The sequence below is a fragment of the Pedobacter sp. 05T44 genome (assembly GCF_056395985.1).
In genome coordinates this window covers 255,089-275,018 of sequence record NZ_JBFTKO010000004.1, presented here as the reverse complement: position 1 = coordinate 275,018, position 19,930 = coordinate 255,089, and the positions used below count along the sequence as shown (strand labels likewise).

The 19,930-nt window shown below is 40.3% G+C and carries 15 protein-coding genes; 13 read left to right on the top strand and 2 right to left on the bottom strand.

Translation table 11 applies throughout. The annotated features are described in order from the left end of the window. The first annotated feature begins 206 nt into the window (after positions 1-206). The 3 genes from AC1DDK_RS09895 to AC1DDK_RS09885 are packed head-to-tail and all read left to right on the top strand — an operon-like array spanning position 207 to position 4,831. Positions 207-3,335: a beta-L-arabinofuranosidase domain-containing protein gene (locus AC1DDK_RS09895; protein ID WP_337715005.1), complete on the top strand. Its 3,129-nt coding sequence runs from the start codon at positions 207-209 to the stop codon at positions 3,333-3,335. Positions 3,336-3,375: 40 nt separating this feature from the next. Beyond that, a complete protein-coding gene (locus AC1DDK_RS09890; RefSeq protein ID WP_337715003.1) occupies positions 3,376-4,260 on the top strand; it encodes an HlyD family secretion protein in 885 nt (294 codons plus the stop codon). Positions 4,261-4,309: 49 nt separating this feature from the next. Beyond that, a complete protein-coding gene (locus AC1DDK_RS09885) occupies positions 4,310-4,831 on the top strand; it encodes a hypothetical protein (protein WP_172663621.1) in 522 nt (173 codons plus the stop codon). 22 nt (positions 4,832-4,853) lie between these two features. Here AC1DDK_RS09885 and AC1DDK_RS09880 read toward each other — a convergent pair whose 3' ends face one another. After that, positions 4,854-7,397, bottom strand: a complete 2,544-nt coding sequence (locus AC1DDK_RS09880; RefSeq protein ID WP_337715001.1) for an SEL1-like repeat protein — start codon at positions 7,395-7,397, stop codon at positions 4,854-4,856. Positions 7,398-7,624: 227 nt separating this feature from the next. Between AC1DDK_RS09880 and AC1DDK_RS09875 the strand changes: the two genes are divergently transcribed. The 8 genes from AC1DDK_RS09875 (at position 7,625) to AC1DDK_RS09840 (ending at position 17,614) form a co-directional block, all read left to right on the top strand. Continuing rightward, positions 7,625-8,215, top strand: a complete 591-nt coding sequence (locus tag AC1DDK_RS09875) for a sigma-70 family RNA polymerase sigma factor (RefSeq protein WP_288880226.1) — start codon at positions 7,625-7,627, stop codon at positions 8,213-8,215. Positions 8,216-8,337: 122 nt separating this feature from the next. Next, a complete protein-coding gene (locus AC1DDK_RS09870) occupies positions 8,338-9,351 on the top strand; it encodes a FecR family protein (protein WP_288880224.1) in 1,014 nt (337 codons plus the stop codon). Between the two features lie 232 nt (positions 9,352-9,583). Next, positions 9,584-12,883 (top strand): TonB-dependent receptor, encoded by a 3,300-nt coding sequence (locus tag AC1DDK_RS09865; protein WP_288880222.1) that lies wholly within the window; start codon positions 9,584-9,586, stop codon positions 12,881-12,883. Between the two features lie 11 nt (positions 12,884-12,894). Next, entirely contained in the window at positions 12,895-13,722 is an 828-nt protein-coding gene (locus AC1DDK_RS09860) for a hypothetical protein (protein WP_172663616.1), read from the top strand. A gap of 259 nt (positions 13,723-13,981) precedes the next feature. Beyond that, the gene (locus tag AC1DDK_RS09855; protein WP_288880219.1) at positions 13,982-15,511 is read left to right on the top strand and encodes a M61 family metallopeptidase; all 1,530 of its coding nucleotides are present in this window, start codon (positions 13,982-13,984) and stop codon (positions 15,509-15,511) included. A 467-nt stretch (positions 15,512-15,978) separates the two neighbouring features. Next, the gene (locus AC1DDK_RS09850; RefSeq protein WP_246269735.1) at positions 15,979-16,332 is read left to right on the top strand and encodes a helix-turn-helix domain-containing protein; all 354 of its coding nucleotides are present in this window, start codon (positions 15,979-15,981) and stop codon (positions 16,330-16,332) included. A gap of 89 nt (positions 16,333-16,421) precedes the next feature. After that, entirely contained in the window at positions 16,422-17,177 is a 756-nt protein-coding gene (locus AC1DDK_RS09845) for an SDR family oxidoreductase (protein ID WP_288880217.1), read from the top strand. Positions 17,178-17,260: 83 nt separating this feature from the next. Then, the gene (locus AC1DDK_RS09840; RefSeq protein WP_172663612.1) at positions 17,261-17,614 is read left to right on the top strand and encodes a hypothetical protein; all 354 of its coding nucleotides are present in this window, start codon (positions 17,261-17,263) and stop codon (positions 17,612-17,614) included. A gap of 397 nt (positions 17,615-18,011) precedes the next feature. Here the strand turns inward: AC1DDK_RS09840 and AC1DDK_RS09835 are convergent, their stop codons facing one another. Then, entirely contained in the window at positions 18,012-18,641 is a 630-nt protein-coding gene (locus tag AC1DDK_RS09835; protein ID WP_172663611.1) for a hypothetical protein, read from the bottom strand. Between the two features lie 466 nt (positions 18,642-19,107). Here AC1DDK_RS09835 and AC1DDK_RS09830 point away from each other — a divergent pair, with 466 nt between their 5' ends. Then, the gene (locus AC1DDK_RS09830) at positions 19,108-19,425 is read left to right on the top strand and encodes an ArsR/SmtB family transcription factor (protein WP_172663610.1); all 318 of its coding nucleotides are present in this window, start codon (positions 19,108-19,110) and stop codon (positions 19,423-19,425) included. Next, a complete protein-coding gene (locus AC1DDK_RS09825) occupies positions 19,425-19,919 on the top strand; it encodes an SRPBCC family protein (protein ID WP_337714999.1) in 495 nt (164 codons plus the stop codon). The genes AC1DDK_RS09830 and AC1DDK_RS09825 overlap by 1 nt, the downstream gene beginning before the upstream one ends. Positions 19,920-19,930 lie beyond the last annotated feature (11 nt).

Below are 19,930 nucleotides of genomic sequence, written 5' to 3'. Positions count from 1 at the left end.
AAATTTGTCTAATTGTATCATTTATTCAATATCAAGAATAAGCCAGTCACGTGTATTTCCCCATTATTTGAAAACCAAATATTTCCAGTATTAAAGCCGGGCTAAAGAGATGATTGCACTTTAAAAATTGGTAGGGTGTTAATATTATGGTTTCATAAGTTAAAATCCACTAACTATCGACGATTAATTCTTGATAGTTTTACGTCATGAATTGCTACTGTTATATTGATAAGTGTATTGTTAAAAAATATAATTTAAGAAGGAAAGTCCATTCTCTACTTTTTTACGCTGCGCTATGCATCACTTTTTTTAGCCAGTCCATCTACAACGTTAAAGCACAAAGTGGTGATCAGATACTGGATGGTATAGGCGAAACCGGTATGATTGCGCGTTATATTTTTAACGGTGATCTTAAAGACTGGTCTCGAAATAACCTTCATGCCAAAGCTGAAGGTGTGCAGTCTCATTTTGCAAATGATATACAATTTGGTAAGGTTTTATCATTGTCTGGTGATAGTGATGACTTTATTAGTTTGCCTGCTGCATCTTTGGCGGATATAGAGTCACTTAGTTTATCCACGTGGGTAAAACTGCGTTCCGATCAACCTGGGCAATATTTGTTTGATTTTGGAAAGAGTGTAACAAACCATTTTTTCGCTGCTCCGTTTGGCATAGATGATGAAAAAGGTTTTCAGACCACGATACGTTCAGAGAAGAGTGGGGGAAATGGGGGTGTTAGCCCCTCTCCAGAGCTCAATAAGTGGCTTCATGTTGCAATAATTATTGATGTTTCATCTAAATCTATCATGACCTATATTGATGGTAAACTCGTGGGAAATAGCAAGGAGATTCCCTCTGAGTTGAAGATGGTTTTTAATCAACTTCCGGATGACCGGAATACGCTTTTTATCGGAAAATCTTTGAAGTCCGGAAAGTCTAATCTGAATGCATTGCTTCATGATTTTCGTATTTATCGGGTTGCCTTAAGTAAAACACAGGTATTGACTATTTACAAGAATTCAGTCAATCCTGCGGGAATTGCGAACGACAATGGGGTAAATGTAAGTAATTTTAAAGAGGATATTCAGCAGTTTCCCAAAACAGAAGCGCAGCTATATAATACCTATCTGGAAAAGGTAGCTGATATAGAAGTTGCCACCGAGGTGGGAGTTTTACCACGCTTTCCCAGTTATATTCAGGGGACATACAGACAATTAAAAAATGGGCCGGCTGTGAGGGTTTTATGGCCTTTGCCTAATGACAACAGTTCGGTGCTTAGCCAAGGGCAGTATATTGTTTACGGGCAAATTCCTGGTACCCAAATTCGAGCCAAAGCGATTGTTACGGTAGGTGCAGAAAAAAAATCAACAGCTCCGGTTTTAAAACTGGAGACTTTTGGTCTCGATCGGGTGTCTTTAGGAAATGATCTTTTGGGTCACCAAACTAAATTTACCGAAAACAGAGACAAGTTCATCTCTACCCTGGCCAAAACTGATCCGAATTCCTTTCTCTACATGTTCCGACATGCCTTCGGACAGAAACAACCAGTTGGGGCTGTGCCACTTGGCGTATGGGATTCCCAGGACACCAAACTCAGAGGACATGCTACAGGACACTATCTTACCGCAATTGCCCAGGCTTATGCCAGCACCAGCTATGATAAGACACTTCATGAAAATTTTTCCAATAAAATGAAGTATATGGTTAATACCTTATATGAATTGTCACAACTTTCTGGCAGACCTAAGGTAGCTGGAGGTGCATTTGTATCGGATCCTGCTGCAATACCCTTTGGCCCTGGTAAAACAGGTTTTGATTCTGATCTTAGTGATCTGGGAATTCGCAAAGATTATTGGAACTGGGGTACAGGATTCATCAGTGCCTATCCGCCAGATCAGTTTATTATGTTGGAGAAAGGCGCTAAATATGGTGGGCAAAACAATCAGGTTTGGGCACCTTATTACACATTACATAAGATTTTAGCAGGTCTGATGGATGTTTATGAGGTTAGCGGCAATAAAAAGGCTTTGAATTTAGCCAAGGGAATGGGCGACTGGGTTCATAAGCGCTTAAATGTATTGCCTACAGATACCCTTATCAAGATGTGGAACACTTATATTGCCGGCGAGTTTGGAGGCATGAATGAGGCCATGGCAAGATTGTACAGGATCACGGGTAATCAAGATTATCTTCAAACCGCGATAAAGTTTGATAACATCAGAGTGTTTTACGGGGATAAAAATCATACTGGCGGATTGGTAAATAATGTGGATGTATTTCGTGGATTGCATGCCAATCAGCATATTCCTCAGGTTGTTGGAAGTATCGAAATGTACAGGGTGTCGAATAATCCAGACTATTATAGAATTGCTGACAACTTTTGGTATAACGTGGTTAACGGTTATATGTATAGCATAGGCGGAGTTGCTGGTGCACGGAATCCTGCCAATGCCGAATGTTTCATTGCTCAACCCGGAACGCTTTATGAGAATGGTTTCTCAGAGGGCGGTCAGAATGAAACGTGTGCAACCTACAATATGCTAAAATTAAGCACTGAACTTTTTCTTTTTGATCAAAGTGCAGCGTTTATGGATTATTATGAGCGCGGATTGTATAACCATATTCTGGCGTCAGTTGATGAACACTCTCCTGCAAATACTTATCATGTGCCACTCAGACCTGGATCCCTAAAGCAATTTGGGAATGCGAAGATGACCGGCTTTACTTGCTGTAATGGTACCGCAATAGAAAGCAGCACTAAGTTGCAGAATTCAATTTATTTTAAAAGCACTGATGATCAATCCTTGTACGTGAATCTCTATATACCTTCAATATTGAGATGGACAGAACGTAAGGTAAGCATTATACAATCTACAAATTTTCCCAGAGCAGATCATACCAAACTGACAGTTAAAGGAAGTGGGGAATTTGATATCAATGTTCGAGTTCCTGGTTGGGCTACCAGGGGATTCTTTGTCGTGATTAATGGGCAGGCTCAAAAATTGGAGGCGCATCCCGGAACTTATCTCAGGTTGAGCCGGAGCTGGAAGGACGGGGATATCATTGAGCTTCGAATGCCTTTTCAGTTTCATCTTGATCCGGTAATGGATCAGCAGAACATAGCCAGTCTGTTTTATGGACCTATTTTGCTCGCCGCACAGGAACCGGAAGCAAGAAGGGATTGGCGCAAAATTACCTTGAACGCTGCCGATATTAGCAAGACGATTAAAGGTGATCCTAACCGTTTAGAATTCAGGATTGACGATGTTGTTTTTAAACCATTTTATGATACTTATGGGAGACATTCGGTTTACCTGGACGTTGATTTAAAATAATGTGCTAACTTTAATGCATCTGCATGACTGAAAAATACAAATGAAAAACATAGTTGCTTTAAGCGCTCTGGTGTTAATGTTCGGGCTGGCAAAAGCGCAGTCTAATCGGGAAGATATAGAGATCCGCTGGCCAAAAGCCGAGCGATGGGACCTTGACAAGAAATTATCTATCCAAACTGATTTTTCTCGTCGTCATGAGAAGTGGGATGTTAAAGACGACAAGAAGGAAAGCTGGCAAAAAATGCTGATGATATTAAATGATGATATCACAAAAAATACTAAGCCACTGGATAGTATTAATATATCACATGACTTATCAGCAGACAAAGGCATTCGTTTTACGCTCCTGGCGGAAAATAAAAATAACCCTCTTCCATATCGGCTGATCAGTCTGGAAAACCGAACGATTAAATCTGAGCAAACTCCCATTTCTACGCTTATTTATATTATAGATGGCAAAACCTGCAGGCATACGGTTCTTGTTTCAATGAAAACAGACAAATTTCCAGCCGATTTTTTAACTCAATGGTCTGAAATTTTGCTAAGTAGCCGGATCATCCCATCAAAAGATGGAAATTTTGAACTCACTGATGATGCCTATCTTGATGTCCAGGAAATTAATGGGATTGATGAGTTTTATATTACAGCCAATTTCAAATTAAACCAGATGCAGCATTTGCTTAAGGGGCAAGCTGTGAAAATTATTATGGATGATTTACCTGAAATTCGTCTTTCGGGAAAAGTATCAGAGATCGGCAAACTAAAAAATGAATCTCCTTTTAGTTCACCTAGCAACCAGAGTGGGAATTATGTGAAAATGGTTGAAAAATTTCCTGTTACCATTAAAGTCGAAATACCACCAGCTGATAAGGATAAGTTTAAAAGTCGAATGAGTTGTATTGTCAGTGTGGCTACAGCTCGATAAAATAATGTCGTAAGTTGAGAGTGATTGTTTAACAATTTTTAAGGAGTAAATGGAGAGTCGTCAAATTGAAAATTCGCAAATACGATTGCAAGAAAATATTCCACTGACTGAGGAGGAAATAAAAGAAATGGAGATAGGACAAAAAGCAACCATGAGAATTGTTACAATTACGATCATTGTTGGCATATTGTTTTTGGGGATAATTGCTGTTTTATCTGTAGAAAAGGAAACCTTAGACAACCTGAAGTATTATGATTATATCGCTTTCTCCTGCATAGCATTATTATTTTTTAGTTTTTGCTATTTCATTGCCATGCTGGCCGATAGGTATAACAAGTACAACTGGAAGAAGGATAAACTAAACGGAAAAAATAAATTAACGAGTGTAGTGATTAACCGTGATAAAACAGAACATGCAGAATACCTAACCTTTGCCGGACCATTTAAAAATGAAAAAATAAGGATTGAGGTTAAGCAAGAGGATTACAATCGTTACAAAGCAGGATCTAAAGTTGTTGTTACTTATCTGAAATTTAGCAAAAAGGCCCTTAAAATCATTGATTCTTACTGAGAAACAGGAAAAATCTATGGTCCTAAAAACCAAACCAGCCTTTCTTTTTGGCCACAAGGTCTTCTGGTATTTCCAAACCTGCTGCTTTGGCCGCATCGATATGCTGCTGTACTTTGTTTTTATCCTTAAAGCCTGTTTCATTCTGATAAATCAAGGCAAGATCGATATGTGCCTGCTGATACCCACGGTCTAACGCGCTTTTAAAGCTATCGATTGCCCTGATCACGTTTTTGTCGGTTCCTAACCCATTTAAATAAAAAATACCCAGATTGTAGGCAGAAACATCAATCCCCTCATCAGCGCCAAGCTGATAATAATGCAGCGCCTTTTCATAATCGCCTTTTAAATCATAAAGATAACCTAACCAGTTATTCATGGGTTCACCCAGATCTGCAGCAGTCTGGTAGTATTGAAGGGCCTTATCGTTATCGGAGGGAAGCAGCAAATCTTCGGAATACAAATCACCAAGATTGTTATTTGCTATTGCCAGTGACATTTCAGCGGCTTTATTTAGCCAGAACAGCGCCTTCTCTATATCTACAGGGGTACCCACTCCATGCTTATAGCACATTCCCAGTCCATTCATTGCATTTTCATTGCCAGACAGGGCACTTTTATGGTACCAATAGAAAGCTTTATCGTCGTCAAGAAATCCTTCAATATTATAGTAAAGGTGCGCAAGATTATTCATGGAAAGTGCATATCCTTTTTCGGATGCAATGGTGTCGTAGTATATTGATTTTGCATAATCCCTGGCGTTGTAAGCCGCTATGGCCTTTACGCACAGATCATGGACAGAGGTCAGTTCATCGGTTGTCTGTTCACCATTTCTGCTCAGCCCTTTTGCGTAGGCTAAAAGTCTTTTCCTGCTTTCAAACTCAAAATAGTAAGCGTAATCCTCGCCGGCATGTTCCAGCGCAACTGATTTGGGGGTAGGAGTGATGCCAGTCTCGCTAACGGAATAAACGTTGTCTGCTTTAAATGCATAAGCAAAACCATCTTCATTAGGTTTCTGAACAACCAGGTCAAATTCAAAATCGCTAAACTCACTGGTTGCCGTATTAGCGATGCTCCACATCTGTTTTTTTTGCAACGTGAAAACGGTTTCATGAAGCCAAAGAATTTGTTGATAGTCATCAAGTGGGATTAACCAGGATGGTTGCTTCGGATTGCCGTCATAAATGCCTTTTTTCTCTGCCTGATGGATTAGTGCGATGTCACTTATCCCATCATTAACTCTGGCACGGATATCCAAAATTGCATCATACAGGCAGGGCAGCACATAGCTTTCGTTTTTCCTGCTGATGAGGCCGTGTTTCTTATCTTTTCGGATTACCAGCAAGTCGTTGAAATTTGTTTGTCTGTTTATTTTTTCAAATCCGCTATCCAGCAGGCTTCCGTCTTTTTTGTACAATAAACTAGAATTAAGACCTTTATGAGGCTTAATTAATAACAGTCCCTTATCCAGGTTTTCTATAGAATCGATTGGAAATTCGCCAAGGTATTTAAAAAACTCATTGTAAATCTTTTGGTTTTTCTGTCCACTAATCTTGGTGTAATAAAAACCATATCCGGAATCAATTACCTCTGTGTGTTCAAAATCAATTACAATACGTCCTGAAGCATCAATGACACCCCAGAAAGTTTCTTTTTTTGCACTAAAACAATTCCCATTTCCAATCGTTTCTATTTCATCATAAACAAACTGAGTGATCTGATTGCCTTTTGTGTTAATCAATCCTGATTTTTTTTGGAGTGTAGCTACTGCAACACCTGAATATTCGAAATCAAAGGCATCTTCCCAGATTAGCGGAATTGCAATTCTTCCGGCGGTATTTACATATCCGTATTTGCCATTTTTTGACACTACTGCCAAGCCCTGCGATCCAAAGCTGTAAAATTCATCAAATTGAGCGTTTAGTAAAACCCGGCCATCGCTATCCTTTAGTCCCCAAAGGTTATTTTCTTCAAATATTTCATAGGGAAGGTTCTCTTCATCAGCCACCCAGATACAGGACCAGCCGTAATCGTAGCCTTCATAATTTAACAGTTCAGGGAAAGCGTTAAAACCAGGACTGACATCATTAAGATCTTTATAATTCAGCAGGCTGATATCCCCAGCGTCCATCGCTCTGGTAATTATCTGATTGTTATGGGCAATGTTAGCCAGCCAAAGCTGGGCCTGTTCCGCATGAGGCGTATCCTCCATATTCAATACGTCCCAGATGTCCAGGTGAAAATAGCGCCCTGTAAGCTTATCCAGGTAATTGAACAGCTTGTCGCGGGCTTCATTAAACTTTTCTATATCTGTGATCAGACCAGGTTGGTCTTCTAGAAATTTATAAAACCGCTTCAGATTTTCAATTCCAGGTTCGGAATCAAAATATAATCCGGAATCATTAGATTCCACATGATTGTTATAATTATTACCTGAAATGAAACCTCCCTCTACTAATAATGGATGAAGCATAAGTGGCATTTCGTAACCCCATTCCATCATCATCTTATCGGTATTTTCGGCAACTGATGGGGTATTGATATTGTATAAATAGGCGCGGTGTGACATTCAGTCTATATTAAATGGCTTACAAATGATGCTGAGCCTAGAGCCAATTTTATGCCATTTGTTAGCAAAAACCAAATCACTCTTCAAAATTAAAACTCATTTGTAATTCTTCTCCAAGTAGTCGAGGTACATGCTGGTAAGATTAGATATAACAAATAGTTAACATACATTTAATGCGCTATTGTATCTCTCTAATGTACTTTTGAGAGCAAATAAATATTGGTCAAATGTCCCCAAGTCTGAACGAACATGAACTAATCAATCTTTGGAAAAACGGGGATGAAGGCGCATTCGACAAATTATTTAAACTTCATTTCCATAAATTACTCAGATTTGCTTCCCGGTATATTCACGATAGTGAGCTGGCAAAGGAAATAACAATGGACGTCATGTTCAAAGCATGGCAAAAGAAAGAAGAACTCATAAGCCAGAGTTTGGAGCCATTTCTTTTTCACCTGCTTAAAGGAGCTATGGTGGATCAATTCCGTAGGAAAAGTATTCTCTTCTTACCAGTTGATCAGATGCTTGCCGAGCCGGAGTCCAGAGAAAGAGCCGATGATCGAATCAATTACAGCCAACTTAGTTCATTGTATCAGGAAAGCCTGAACTGTCTCAGTCCCCAAAGAAGGCTGGTACTGGAAATGCGCCAGCAACAGGGAATGAGTTACAAGGAAATAGCGGATGAACTTGACATTTCTCCTAAAACGGTAAACCGACACCTTACAGATGCAGTGCATACGGTTAGAAGTTTAGTGCGGAAAAAGGGGGATATCACTCTTTTGTTTTTGCCTGCCATCGCAATCTTTATTTTTTGTTAAATATTTCCTTCTCATTATCAGTTGTTTATGTTGTTTTTGACGAATACCCGCATTTTGCATTGGGTATAAGTTCTGTTTCTTACGGTATGTATAGATAGCGCACTTGCTCTAATACCGAAGGCATGAAAACAGAAATAGACAGAGAACTTTTAGTCCGATATATCAATGGCAAGTGTACTGCTGATGAACTACTTCATGTAAAGCATTTTCTTCAGGATCCCGGATGGCAGCATGCACTGGAAGCAATACTGGAAGCCGACTTTTCTACAGTTGAGCCTGCGCCGCAAGCTGATGAGACGACTTTGGAAGAGTGGAACCAGGAGTTTCGAGATAAGTATTTCAAAAAAATGCCGATGAAATTGTGGTACACAAAATGGATAGGTTATGCTGCCGCTTGCCTCCTTGTTCTGGGTATTGGAGGATATTTGCTGGGCGAACATTTGGTAAAGACCAAACCGGCCTTTACAACAGCTAAGGTGATGATAGAGAAAACCAATCCGAGGGGTATCCGCTCCAAGGTGACGCTACCGGACAGCTCTGTGGTTTACCTGGGCGCGGGAAGTAGTATCAGGTATCCTCAGCAATTTGCCGCGAACGAACGAAACTTAACACTTACAGGGGAAGCTTTTTTTGAAATATCAAAAAATCCCAAGCGGCCCTTCGTGATCCATACTGGCGAGATACAGACCACTGTGCTGGGCACCTCTTTTAAAATCACGGCCTTTAAAGATGATCCGTTGTTTGTTGAAGTGGCAACCGGTAAAGTAAGGGTATCCAGGAAGGAAAATACAAAAGTGGCAGAACTTGCGGTGCTTGTCCCAGGAGAAGGAATATCATGGGATCATCAGCTAGGAAAGGCATCAATAATACCTGTTGACGTCTCGGCAATCCAAGGATGGTCATCAGGGGAAATTACCTTTAAAAATCGTTCTCTGGCACAAATTGCGGATGAACTGGAAAACTGGTACAATATTGAAATCAGATTTGCAGGGTCTGCGTCGGTTCGTAAGCGCCTCTCCTTGAGTGTTGACGGGAAAGCCTCACTTTCGGATGCGCTGGATATCATCTGCAATACAGCTGACCTGAAATACCGTTTTAACGGAAGACAGGAAATTATTATATCCGGCAAAGAATAAAATGGAAAGGAGAAAAATGAAGGGTTAATCTTTACTAAACAAAAAATCCGTTCCCGGTAAACCGGAAACGGAAAATGTGATCACACGCAATAACATGTTTACCAAGACGCTGTACCGCAGGTGAAATGTTCCAGGCCAGGCCTGGATTAAATTAAAGTGCTTTTATCAAACAACATTAACATTCAAAAATATGCATAATGTAGTAAAACTACGTCCAACAATTCGATTTATAATGAAATTATCCCTGATTATTGCCGTCTTCCAGCTCACCTTTGTCGGAGTCCTGCTTGCCAGTGATGTATGGGGTCAAAATCTCGACAAGCTAAAGATCGAGATTAAACTTAACAATGCTTCTATAGAAGAAGGCCTCATTGCGCTTTCTAAAAAAAGTGGCATAAGGATTTCCTATGCTGATGATATGCTCCGGAAAGAAAGTAAAAAGATCACGTTAAACCGTAATGATATTACGGCAGGAGCTGTTTTACGAAGCATCCTGGAGAAAACCAATCTTACGTATCGACTTTTTAAAAATTACATTGTTATTGATGCTAAACCTGTTCCGCAACAGCCTGGGCGTATTACTGGTAAAATCACTGACGACAGGGGTGAAGCGATGCCCAGCACAACGATTAAAATTGTAGAAACCGATCAGACGGTACAAACTTCAGTAGATGGGAAGTATAGCATTAGTCTTAAGCCGGGAACGTATACCCTGGAAATCAGCTACATTTCCTATCAAAAGCAGCGTATTACAGATGTAGTGGTTAAAGCAGGAAGCAACACAGCACTGGATATATCCATGAAACCTGATTCGAAAGGCTTAACAGAGGTAATGATAACTTCAACCTATAAAAAAGCATCGGTAGCGGGGCTATATGCGCAGCAGAAAAATCTGTCCAATCTTTCAGATGGGATTTCTGCAGAGCAAATTGCTGCAACACCGGATAAACATGTAGGTGAAACGCTGAAACGCATTACCGGGGTATCCACCAATGAAAATAAAAAAGTAGTAATCCGTGGTATTGCAGAGCGTTACAATGTATCTCTGCTCAACGGGAGCACTTTACCAAGTACAGATGTTCAGGAACGCGATTTTGAGTTCAACCTGATCCCCACCAACCTGGTCGAAAACATTGTGGTGTCCAAGTCGATCACTGCAGATATGCCTTATGGATTTGCCGGGGGGTTGGTTCAGATCACTACTAAATCTGTACCGGAAAGCAATTTTCTTTCCATAAGTGCCGGAACCTCTTTTAACACCCGCACCATTGGAAAAGATTTTCTGGGATATGGTCGTGGCAAATATGATTACCTGGGTTTTGATGATGGAAACAGAGATCATTTTCCGGCTGACCTGCTGAATCTTGTGGGTAAATTTGATCCAACAAAGGATGAGAGTCAGAACGAAATCAAAGCTCCACAGGTTGGTGAGCAGAACAAGCGTATAGGAGGGACAGGGCGTTTAGGTACACGCAGTTTTCAGTCTATGCCCTCCCAAAATTACCAGCTGAGTTTGGGCAGGGCATATTCGCTTAGTGAAGCTAAAGTACGCAAACTCGGTTTTGTGGGTTCGGTAAGTTACCGGAACACGCAAACCAATGATTATGTTTCTACCATGCGCCGCGGAGACTGGGCCCATGAACCTGCTCGCCAAGATGACCCTACTGATGTAAATACCGGGAATATATATGGTTTTAATACAACCTTGGGATTACTGCTAAACGGGGGCTTGAAAACAGAAAATCACCAGATCAATACCTACAATTTATATACAAGGATATTTGACAATAGGTTTAGCCGCTATACCGGCTGGAGTTTTGAAACTCCGAAAAATGATACGGACACGAAATATGGGGGTATTTTAGAAGATGACCGACCTAAATTTACAGATTTGTTGCAAAACAAAGTAAGTGGCACGCATCACTTTAAATCGCTCACAATTGACTGGAGTTTAGCGAGGACATCTTTAAAATCGCTTGAGCAGGATGCGATATCCGCCTCGCAGAGCCCCAGGGAAATTGGAAATAGGGTGCTTTACATTTATCAGCCAGGCACCGTAAGCGATCCTGGTTCAGGCCCACTGCACCGTGATGAATATATCTACAAAGAAAATAATTTTGATGGTGTGATTAGTGCTGCATACGATTTTAGGCTTGGCAAAACCAGACATGTCTTTAAAACTGGAGTGAATTATTTAAAAAAGCATGCGTTTTACGATTGGGAGGTGCTTCCTATCGTAAAAGGGACAAATTCAACTGTTCCAGTAGAACTGATTCCCATTCAGGACTGGGGCAATTACATGAGCATGGAAAACGCGGGAAACAGTTTGTTCTATTTCAAGCAAGATTACACTTCAAATAAATTTGAAGCTAAAAGCATAAATAAGGGCGGCTTTGTAATGTTAGATCACAAATTGTTACCAGGCCTTAGGGTGGTTTGGGGAGGCAGGGCTGAATATTTTAAGTTGGATACCATAACAAACTCTGCCAGTTTGCTCAGGGACAAAAATAGTAAGATCTTCTTTGAAGAAAAGAAAGACTGGTATTTTCTGCCTTCGGCGAACATTACTTATTCCCCTTTAAAAGATCTGAACCTACGTGCCTCCTATGCAAAGTCAGCTGTTCGTCCAGGATTGATGGAAAATTCAAGGTTCTCTCGTTATAACCCCAATTATGGATCGGTTGTGAGGAGCAATGGGGTTAGCAGTACGCTTATCGATAATTACGATGCCAAGATCGAACTGTTTCCCGGCGCAGGAGAACTCTTGTCGGCAGCCTATTTTTATAAATATTTTGATAAGCCTGCAGAATATTATAGGATAGACAATGAAAACAATGGCAGGGGTTACATTACCATTTCAAACTCTGACTGGGCAAAGGTAAGCGGATGGGAATTTGAACTTCGTAAAAGTTTAGGTTTTGTGTACGATGGACTTGCTTTTCTAAAGAACGTATACGTTAGCGGCAACCTTACGCTTCAAAAATCAAAAGTAAGGGCACGGGAGGTGCAATATGAAAAAACGGCTGCTGGAATCGATACGATGTATTATAAATACATGAAATATCCCCGTGCCTTATATGGGCAAGTTCCAGTATTGTATAATGCAGGAGTACAATACGCTGGTAAAAAACTAGGTTTAAACATTAGCTTGAACCATTCCGGTTATAAGACTTTTATCACGGGGATAGAGCCCTCTTATGTTGAATATGAAAGGCCGCGAACACAAATGGATGCACAGATCAGCTATAGATTTCTTCAAGGAAAACTAGAAACCAAATTAAACATGAGCAACCTGCTTGACGCACCTTTTCGTTATTTTATTAATGATCCAACGACCTATGAATTAAAACCCGGAAATGAGGGCAAGTTAGACCTGGAATGGAGCGACAAATACAAATATAAATTTGGTTTCTCGGAGAAATTTGAAGAGGGATATATGGATCCGGCTACAAACAGGCTGGTCGGTGACAGACAAACTTCTACCCGTTATACTGGCCGTACTTTCAGTCTCTCTATTTCTTATAATTTTTAATTTAAATGATCATGATCAAAACATTTAGAATAATTTACCTGGCAGCTATTTTGCCTATATTGCTGTTCAGTGCCTGTGAAAAAGATGGTATCCATATGATGCCCAAGATAAAAGCCATCAACAAAGAATTTAGCATAAGCGGTTTTGTTGTAGGCGATACTGTTGAACAATATTTTGACGGTGTTAAAATGCGGGATTATTACGGACAGGTTAGGACTGTCTCTTTTCAGAACCAGCTTGCCTTTGAAAAGGACGAGATTAACATGGAATTGAGAAGAAAAAGTAACGGAGAGACCATTTATCGTCAAACATTTAACATCAATGACAAGCAAAATGTTGTTCCTCGTTTTTATTTCGACGGCTTGAAATTCAACAAGGGATATACTTACCCGGATCCGCAGGGAGATGAATATACAGCGAATTTTTATGTGGATCCCGCTGGCGGTTTTCCCCCGGTAGATATTAATATTGAGGTACTTGAGTACTATTTTGACGGTACCAAGCCAGATCCTATTATCGTGGTAAATACCACGACCATTCCCATTGCAGAAAATGTTAAGGCAGGAGCATGGACGCCCTACCTGAAAGTTCAAGTACCAATAGCCACCCCGCAACAAAGTGGCACTGAACTTTACCCGATTGTAGTGGTCAGGGATGCAAAGACCAAAGACTATTATGTCAATAAGAATAGGGACCAAAGTACAATTAATATGGAAATTCCTTACGACGGGGTTTCTCCGGGTAAGGTGCAGAGTCTATATCTGAACAAGATACCGAGTGGTACAGAAAAAAAATTCTTTCTGGAGTTCTATGATCTTGTCCAGTTGTTTCCCCGCTAATTGTCTGGGGTGTTAATTATATAAGATTTTGTATGGGGCGTATAGTTCCCTCATTCGAAGAGAAACAAAAAAAGCCTGCAAAGATCGTATGATTTTGCAGGCTTTTTCTTGGTTATGATACCACTTTGGCAAAGAGTGGAGGTTTCGAACCCAGCTCTAAATGCAGCTTTATTTCGTATTTATGGCCTTTATAGTAATTAATTTTAATTGGATAACACAGAAAGTGAATATATTGTCAAATATTATAGAAATTATGTCTATGAATAAGTTCCTATTGATAGTAGCAATACTCATCTGTTCAACAAGATTATCGGCGCAGTCTCAAACCAATAAGTATCAATATAAAATCGATTTGTTGAATATGCGAGATAATAGGGTGCAGGTTTCCCTTGTACCACCCAAAACCAATCAGCGAGAAGCTAAATTTGTAATGCCTAAGCTAATTCCGGGCTACTATGACGCGATGAACTTTGGTCAATACGTTTCCGCATTTAAGGCATTTAATAAGAAGGGAGAGCCAATCACCGTTAAAAGATTAGATACGAATACCTGGATCGTGCCTGACTTGAAGAATACTGCTAGAATAACCTATGAAGTATCCAGCGGTTGGGAGGATCTGCCGCAAAATACTCCGGGAGCAAAATCTGCCGAAAGTACCTTTAAAAAAGACAAACTTTTTATCCTAAACTATAATGCGCTCGTCGGTTACTTTGAAAAAGTTAGAAATAAAGGCTACAAGGTGACGGTAAAGAAAAACCGGGAATTCTATCCCTCATCTGCCTTGGAATACACCCATCAGAACGATACTATAGATGTGGTTTCAGCAAAAGATTACCGTCATCTGGTCGATGCACCTGTCATGTATTGCGTACCAGACACCACCTGGATCACAGTGGGGAATGCGAAAGTCCTGGTTTCCTTTTATTCGCAGTCGCATCAATCTTATTCAAAAACCTTAGCCTCCAGATTGGACACGATTTTAAGGAGTCAGCAGGCATACCTTGGCGGGAGATTGCCTGTTAATGAGTATGCATTTCTGATCTATCATGAAAAAATCCCAAGGGGACTGATGGCTGATGGCCTTGAACACAGCAATTCCACTGTATGCCTGTACGGTTCGGAAACTTTAGACCAGCTTCCCGAGGCATTAATTGATGTTGCTTCTCATGAGTTTTTTCATATTCTGACGCCACTCAATATCCATTCTAAGGAAGTACAGGATTTTAATTTTCTTAACCCTGTATTGTCAAGGCACCTCTGGCTTTATGAAGGTATGACTGAATATGCGACCATGCATATGCCCATAAAACAACGGATGATCAGCCTTCAGCAGTTTGCTAAAAAGATCGAAGCCAAAATCAAGGGTATGGAAGGATTCGATAATAACTTGTCTATGACTGTGATGAGCACTAATGCGATCAAAAGGCAGGATCAGTATATGAATTTTTACCAAAAAGGTGCCTTGATAGGTTTATGCCTTGACATTCGCTTAAGAGAACTTTCCAATGGAAAGCTTGGTACACAGGAATTAATGCAAAAGCTGGTTAAAAAATATGGTCCTGAAAAAGCTTTTAAAGACGAAGACTTGTTTAATGTAATTACTGCATTTACATTCCCCGAGATTCGTCAGTTTTTTAAAGATTATGTCGAAGAGGGACAAACAATTTCTTTAAAAGAGAGTTTGATGAAGGTAGGACTCGATTATGATGAAGCCGCAAAAACTGTTTTTGAAATGAATAACCCCTCCAGTGGTCAACTTTCGTTGAGAAAGGCATGGATAAACCAATAAGCAGAACCCATTTTGTCTACAAGGTCTGGTTGAACCCCTCTTATTGCATTGCAAACGGGGATGGAAGTATACTTCGGGCATACTTTGGCCGGTTTTTGATAGTTCTCTCCGGTAAAACAGTATACCTTGAAGTATACTGCTTAAAATACCGATTGGATAACTTTGCGGTATAGTAGGGCTTGTATTTTTTTGCCAGGTCAAGTTTTTTCATGATTTTTTTTATTCAAAATAAACCATGCCCACTGACAACCCTAAGGTAGCCTCCTGAAATTTCTACAGGAAATTAATGCAGAAACGACAAGGGGGAAATTAAGACTGTTGAACATCCCAATTTAGATAGCTGTCTTTTTTAATGCCACCTGATTTGTAAATTGAGTAAAAAGCGATACCGAAAAGTTCACCATGCGAAAACCTTAAATTATGATAATCTTTGCAATTTCCTATTTATGTTAAACGCAAATAAGCCAATGAAACGTGGGGATGAAATTACCAGGACCTATTTTGATTTTTTAGACCTTCATCTAGCTGAAATTGTCAGCGGTGAGGCCACTGAAATGTTGACCTTGAACGAAATCGCAAGCGCCTTATGTGTTTCTCATACCCACCTGACCGATACCATTCAGCAAACAATGGGTCACCATCCCTGTTATTTCTATGATTTGAAAATCGTAGAACAGGCAAAAGAAATGATGCTCCATACGGACCGTTCTATTGCAGACATTGCGAAGAGATTGACGTATGATCCCTCCAATTTTTCAAAATTCTTCAGAAAATTTACCGGACAAACACCTGGGGCGTTTAGAAAACTGCATAAAAAATAGCGAATACCTGAAAGCTCCGAAAAGTTCACCATGTTATTTAAAGGGCGATAGCTGAATTTTATACTATCAATAATCTTAAAAAATTTATTATGAGCAGGAACGATTTAAAAGGTAAAGTAGTGCTGATCGCAGGAGGTGCAAAAAACCTGGGTGGCTTAATTAGCAGAAATGTAGCGGCAAAAGGAGCGAAGGTAGTGATCCATTACAATAGTGAGTCAACAAGAGTTGATGCAGAGAAGACCTTGGCCGATATTATCTCAGCTGGTGGCGAGGCTTACCTTACCCAGGCCGATTTAACCAGGGTGGAAAATGTGGTAAAGCTGTTTGCGGAAGCAAAAGCCAAATTTAGTGGTATTGATATTGCGATCAATACGGTGGGTAAAGTGCTGAAAAAACCATTTTTAGACACAACCGAAGCAGAGTACGATAGCATGTTCGACATCAATTCAAAACAGGCTTATTTCTTTTTACAGGAAGCTGGAAAACAATTGAACGATAATGGTAAGATCTGTACTATAGTGACTTCATTACTGGCTGCATTTACGGGTTATTACTCGACATATGCTGGTGCAAAGGCACCTGTTGAGGATTTTACCCGTGCGGCAGCAAAAGAGTTTGGAGATAGGGGGATTTCAGTTACTGCGGTTGCTCCTGGTCCAATGGATACGCCATTTTTTTATGGACAGGAGTCGGAGGATGCTGTTGCCTATCATAAATCGGCATCAGCTTTAGGGGGGCTTACCCGGATTGAGGACATTGCCCCGCTGGTGGAATTTTTAGTAACAGATGGCTGGTGGATTACAGGGCAGACCATTTTTGCGAACGGAGGGTACACTACAAGATAGAGGTTTCAAGCAAAAGTCCTAAGTGATATAGGATTTTTGCTCTTGCATTTTTATTTGCCTGGATAAATCCATAACTTAAAATCATGATAATCAAAATTATAAACACCATACTCATGCTTTTTGCTGCTTACATGGGAACCAAACAAGGCTGGGCGATGTTTTCGGGTAAAACCGAAATGCTGGAACTGTTTGGCAAATGGAGCATCGGCAAGCAGGGGGTGATGGCTTTAGGTTTCTTTACGCTGTTGAGTGTTGTCCTGATGCTCATTCCTAAAACTTTCGTCTGGGGGAATTTCCTGATGGCAGCAGGTATCCTGTTAATTATCTGTTTTCATTTACTGGGCAGAGATCTTAAAGGGGTGATGATTGAAGTACCTTTCTTCCTGCTGTCCTTAGTTATTATTTACCTCCAGCACCCAATGGTGAAAGTAAGCTAGGAGACAAATTATATACATGCTGGCTTTATTCACATACAATTCCAAAGATTTGGTCTTGTGCTGTTTCATGAAGTCCTGTGTATCCAAACGAACGATAAATTATGTGTCTTTTAGCGAACTATGAACCGAATACCTTGCTGAAATCTTAAGTCTTTGTTGCTCAGCACGATCACAATTTTGTCTTGCTCTTTAAGGCTCGACAATAGAGTTATTACACCATCAAATAAGGTTGTGTATTCGGCATCGAGATCGGTATAAAGGCCCCGTAGGAATTTACCATAGAATTGACCTCTTCAAGGGGTAGTGTTTTGCCTATGGGATGCAAGGTGGCCGAATTGGAGCAGAGATTTCAATATTTTATTAATTTTTTGTAAAAGGTATGAGATCAACCGCGTTTTTATCCTCCGCATTTAAAACGGCTCCATAGCGCATTTAGCTTCGTCCATATCGGTTTAGTAAGCGGTTTGGGAGATAGCTGGTAAAAAACAATTATTTGCATGCTTCCCGGGCATTTTTTGATATGGATTTTTGCATTAAGTAGTATTGGTTTCTGTGCCATATAATCGAGCATACGGATAGTTCCCTGGAAAGTATGCATGTCTCCTTTTTCTGTTTTTATCGCCCGGAGTTTGGTCTCAGTCTTGATGATTAGGGCTTTGGGAATGTTTCGCTTGGTGATGTTCCTGTCTACAAGGCCGTCATAATAGGCATTCAGGTTTTTTTGGAGGATCACTGTAGTTTGAACAGGAGCATTGTCCAGCAGCCATAGGAACGCATACGACCAATATTCAGGGCTTTTCTGGTTGCTCCAGCCTTTGGTAAACCGGATATCTTCCACACCAGTGTATGTAATGGATGGTGCGAAGTCTATTGGGATGGGAAAACGTTCGATTCCCCAGCCGTCCAGCTCAAGCTGATAGGGTGGCTTCCAGGAAGGGCCGTCAAATACTGGCTTATTTTGCGCCACTACCTTAGTACATAGGCAGTTGAGGGTCAAGGCAAAGAGATAGCAGGTAAACTTGTTCATATTTTAATTGCTTTAATAGTTTTGGGTTGGATGGTGATTGGTAGCAGACGGCCCGCCAACTCTACATGGAGACCGATGATGTTGATGAGCGAGGAATATTGGTTTTCCAAAAGGCCGCGCAGGGATAGTTTGAAATTAAGTAGAAACATCGTTGCATGGTTTGATTTCGTGATTGTGGTTTCCATTTTTATGCCACAACGTATAATATGGGGTGTAAATACAATATTTGGGTCTTTCTTGTGAATCTTTGTCCGATAGTGGACATGCGTTGTTCAGTTTTGAACAGCAGATGGCTTAAACGAATATGAAGGAACGGAAGCAAACTATTATAAAACTCATTTGGTCTTTCTCAACATGCTCTTTTAAAACTTCGATTCCTCTTCCAAAAAAACTTAAATAAATTTGCGCAACCCAAAAGTTGCGCATATATTTGCAACCTGAAGGTTGCTGATTAAATATTTGCAAAATGAAACAAGACATATTCCAAGCTATAGCCGACCCTACACGCAGGGCTATTTTGACTTTACTTGCCATTCAGGCTTTGACGCCGAATGTAATGGCAGAAAAATTTGATATGACCCGGCAGGCGGTATCAAAACATATTAAAGTGTTATACGAATGTGAATTGATAAAACCTGAGCAGACTGGCCGGGAAATTTACTATCACTTTAACGCGAAAAAAATGCAGGAATTTGATAATTGGTTAGCCCAATTCAGACAAAACTGGGAAACTCAATTTAACCAATTGGACCAATTATTAACAATAATTAAAACAAAGGAATAATGAACAACGATTTGCTATTTGATTTTAACGTTGATAAAACGGCGAAAACAGTATACATCACCAGAGAATTTAATGCCGCACAGTCTTTAGTATGGGATGCCTTTACTAAGGCTGAGCTGCTGGACCAATGGGGGGCGCCTGCGCCGATGCGTGCCAAAACCAAGTACATGGATTTTAAAGAAGGTGGACGCCGGTTTTATGCCATGATCAGCCCCGATGGGCAGGAGCGTTGGGCGGTGCAGGAATTTACTTCTATTACCCCGAAAATCAATTTTAAGATGTACAACACGTTTGCTGATAAAGACGAAAACCGTGAATTGCCGGGTTCTGAATGGGATTACAGTTTCAGCGAAAAAAACGGCATCACTAAAGTGAATATTACCATCTTTAATGAATCGTTTGAACGACTGGAGAAATTATTAGAGGGCTTCAAAATAGGCTTCATTATGACTTTGAAAAACCTCGAAGAACTGCTGGTCTCCTTACCGAAATAGATATAGGGAGA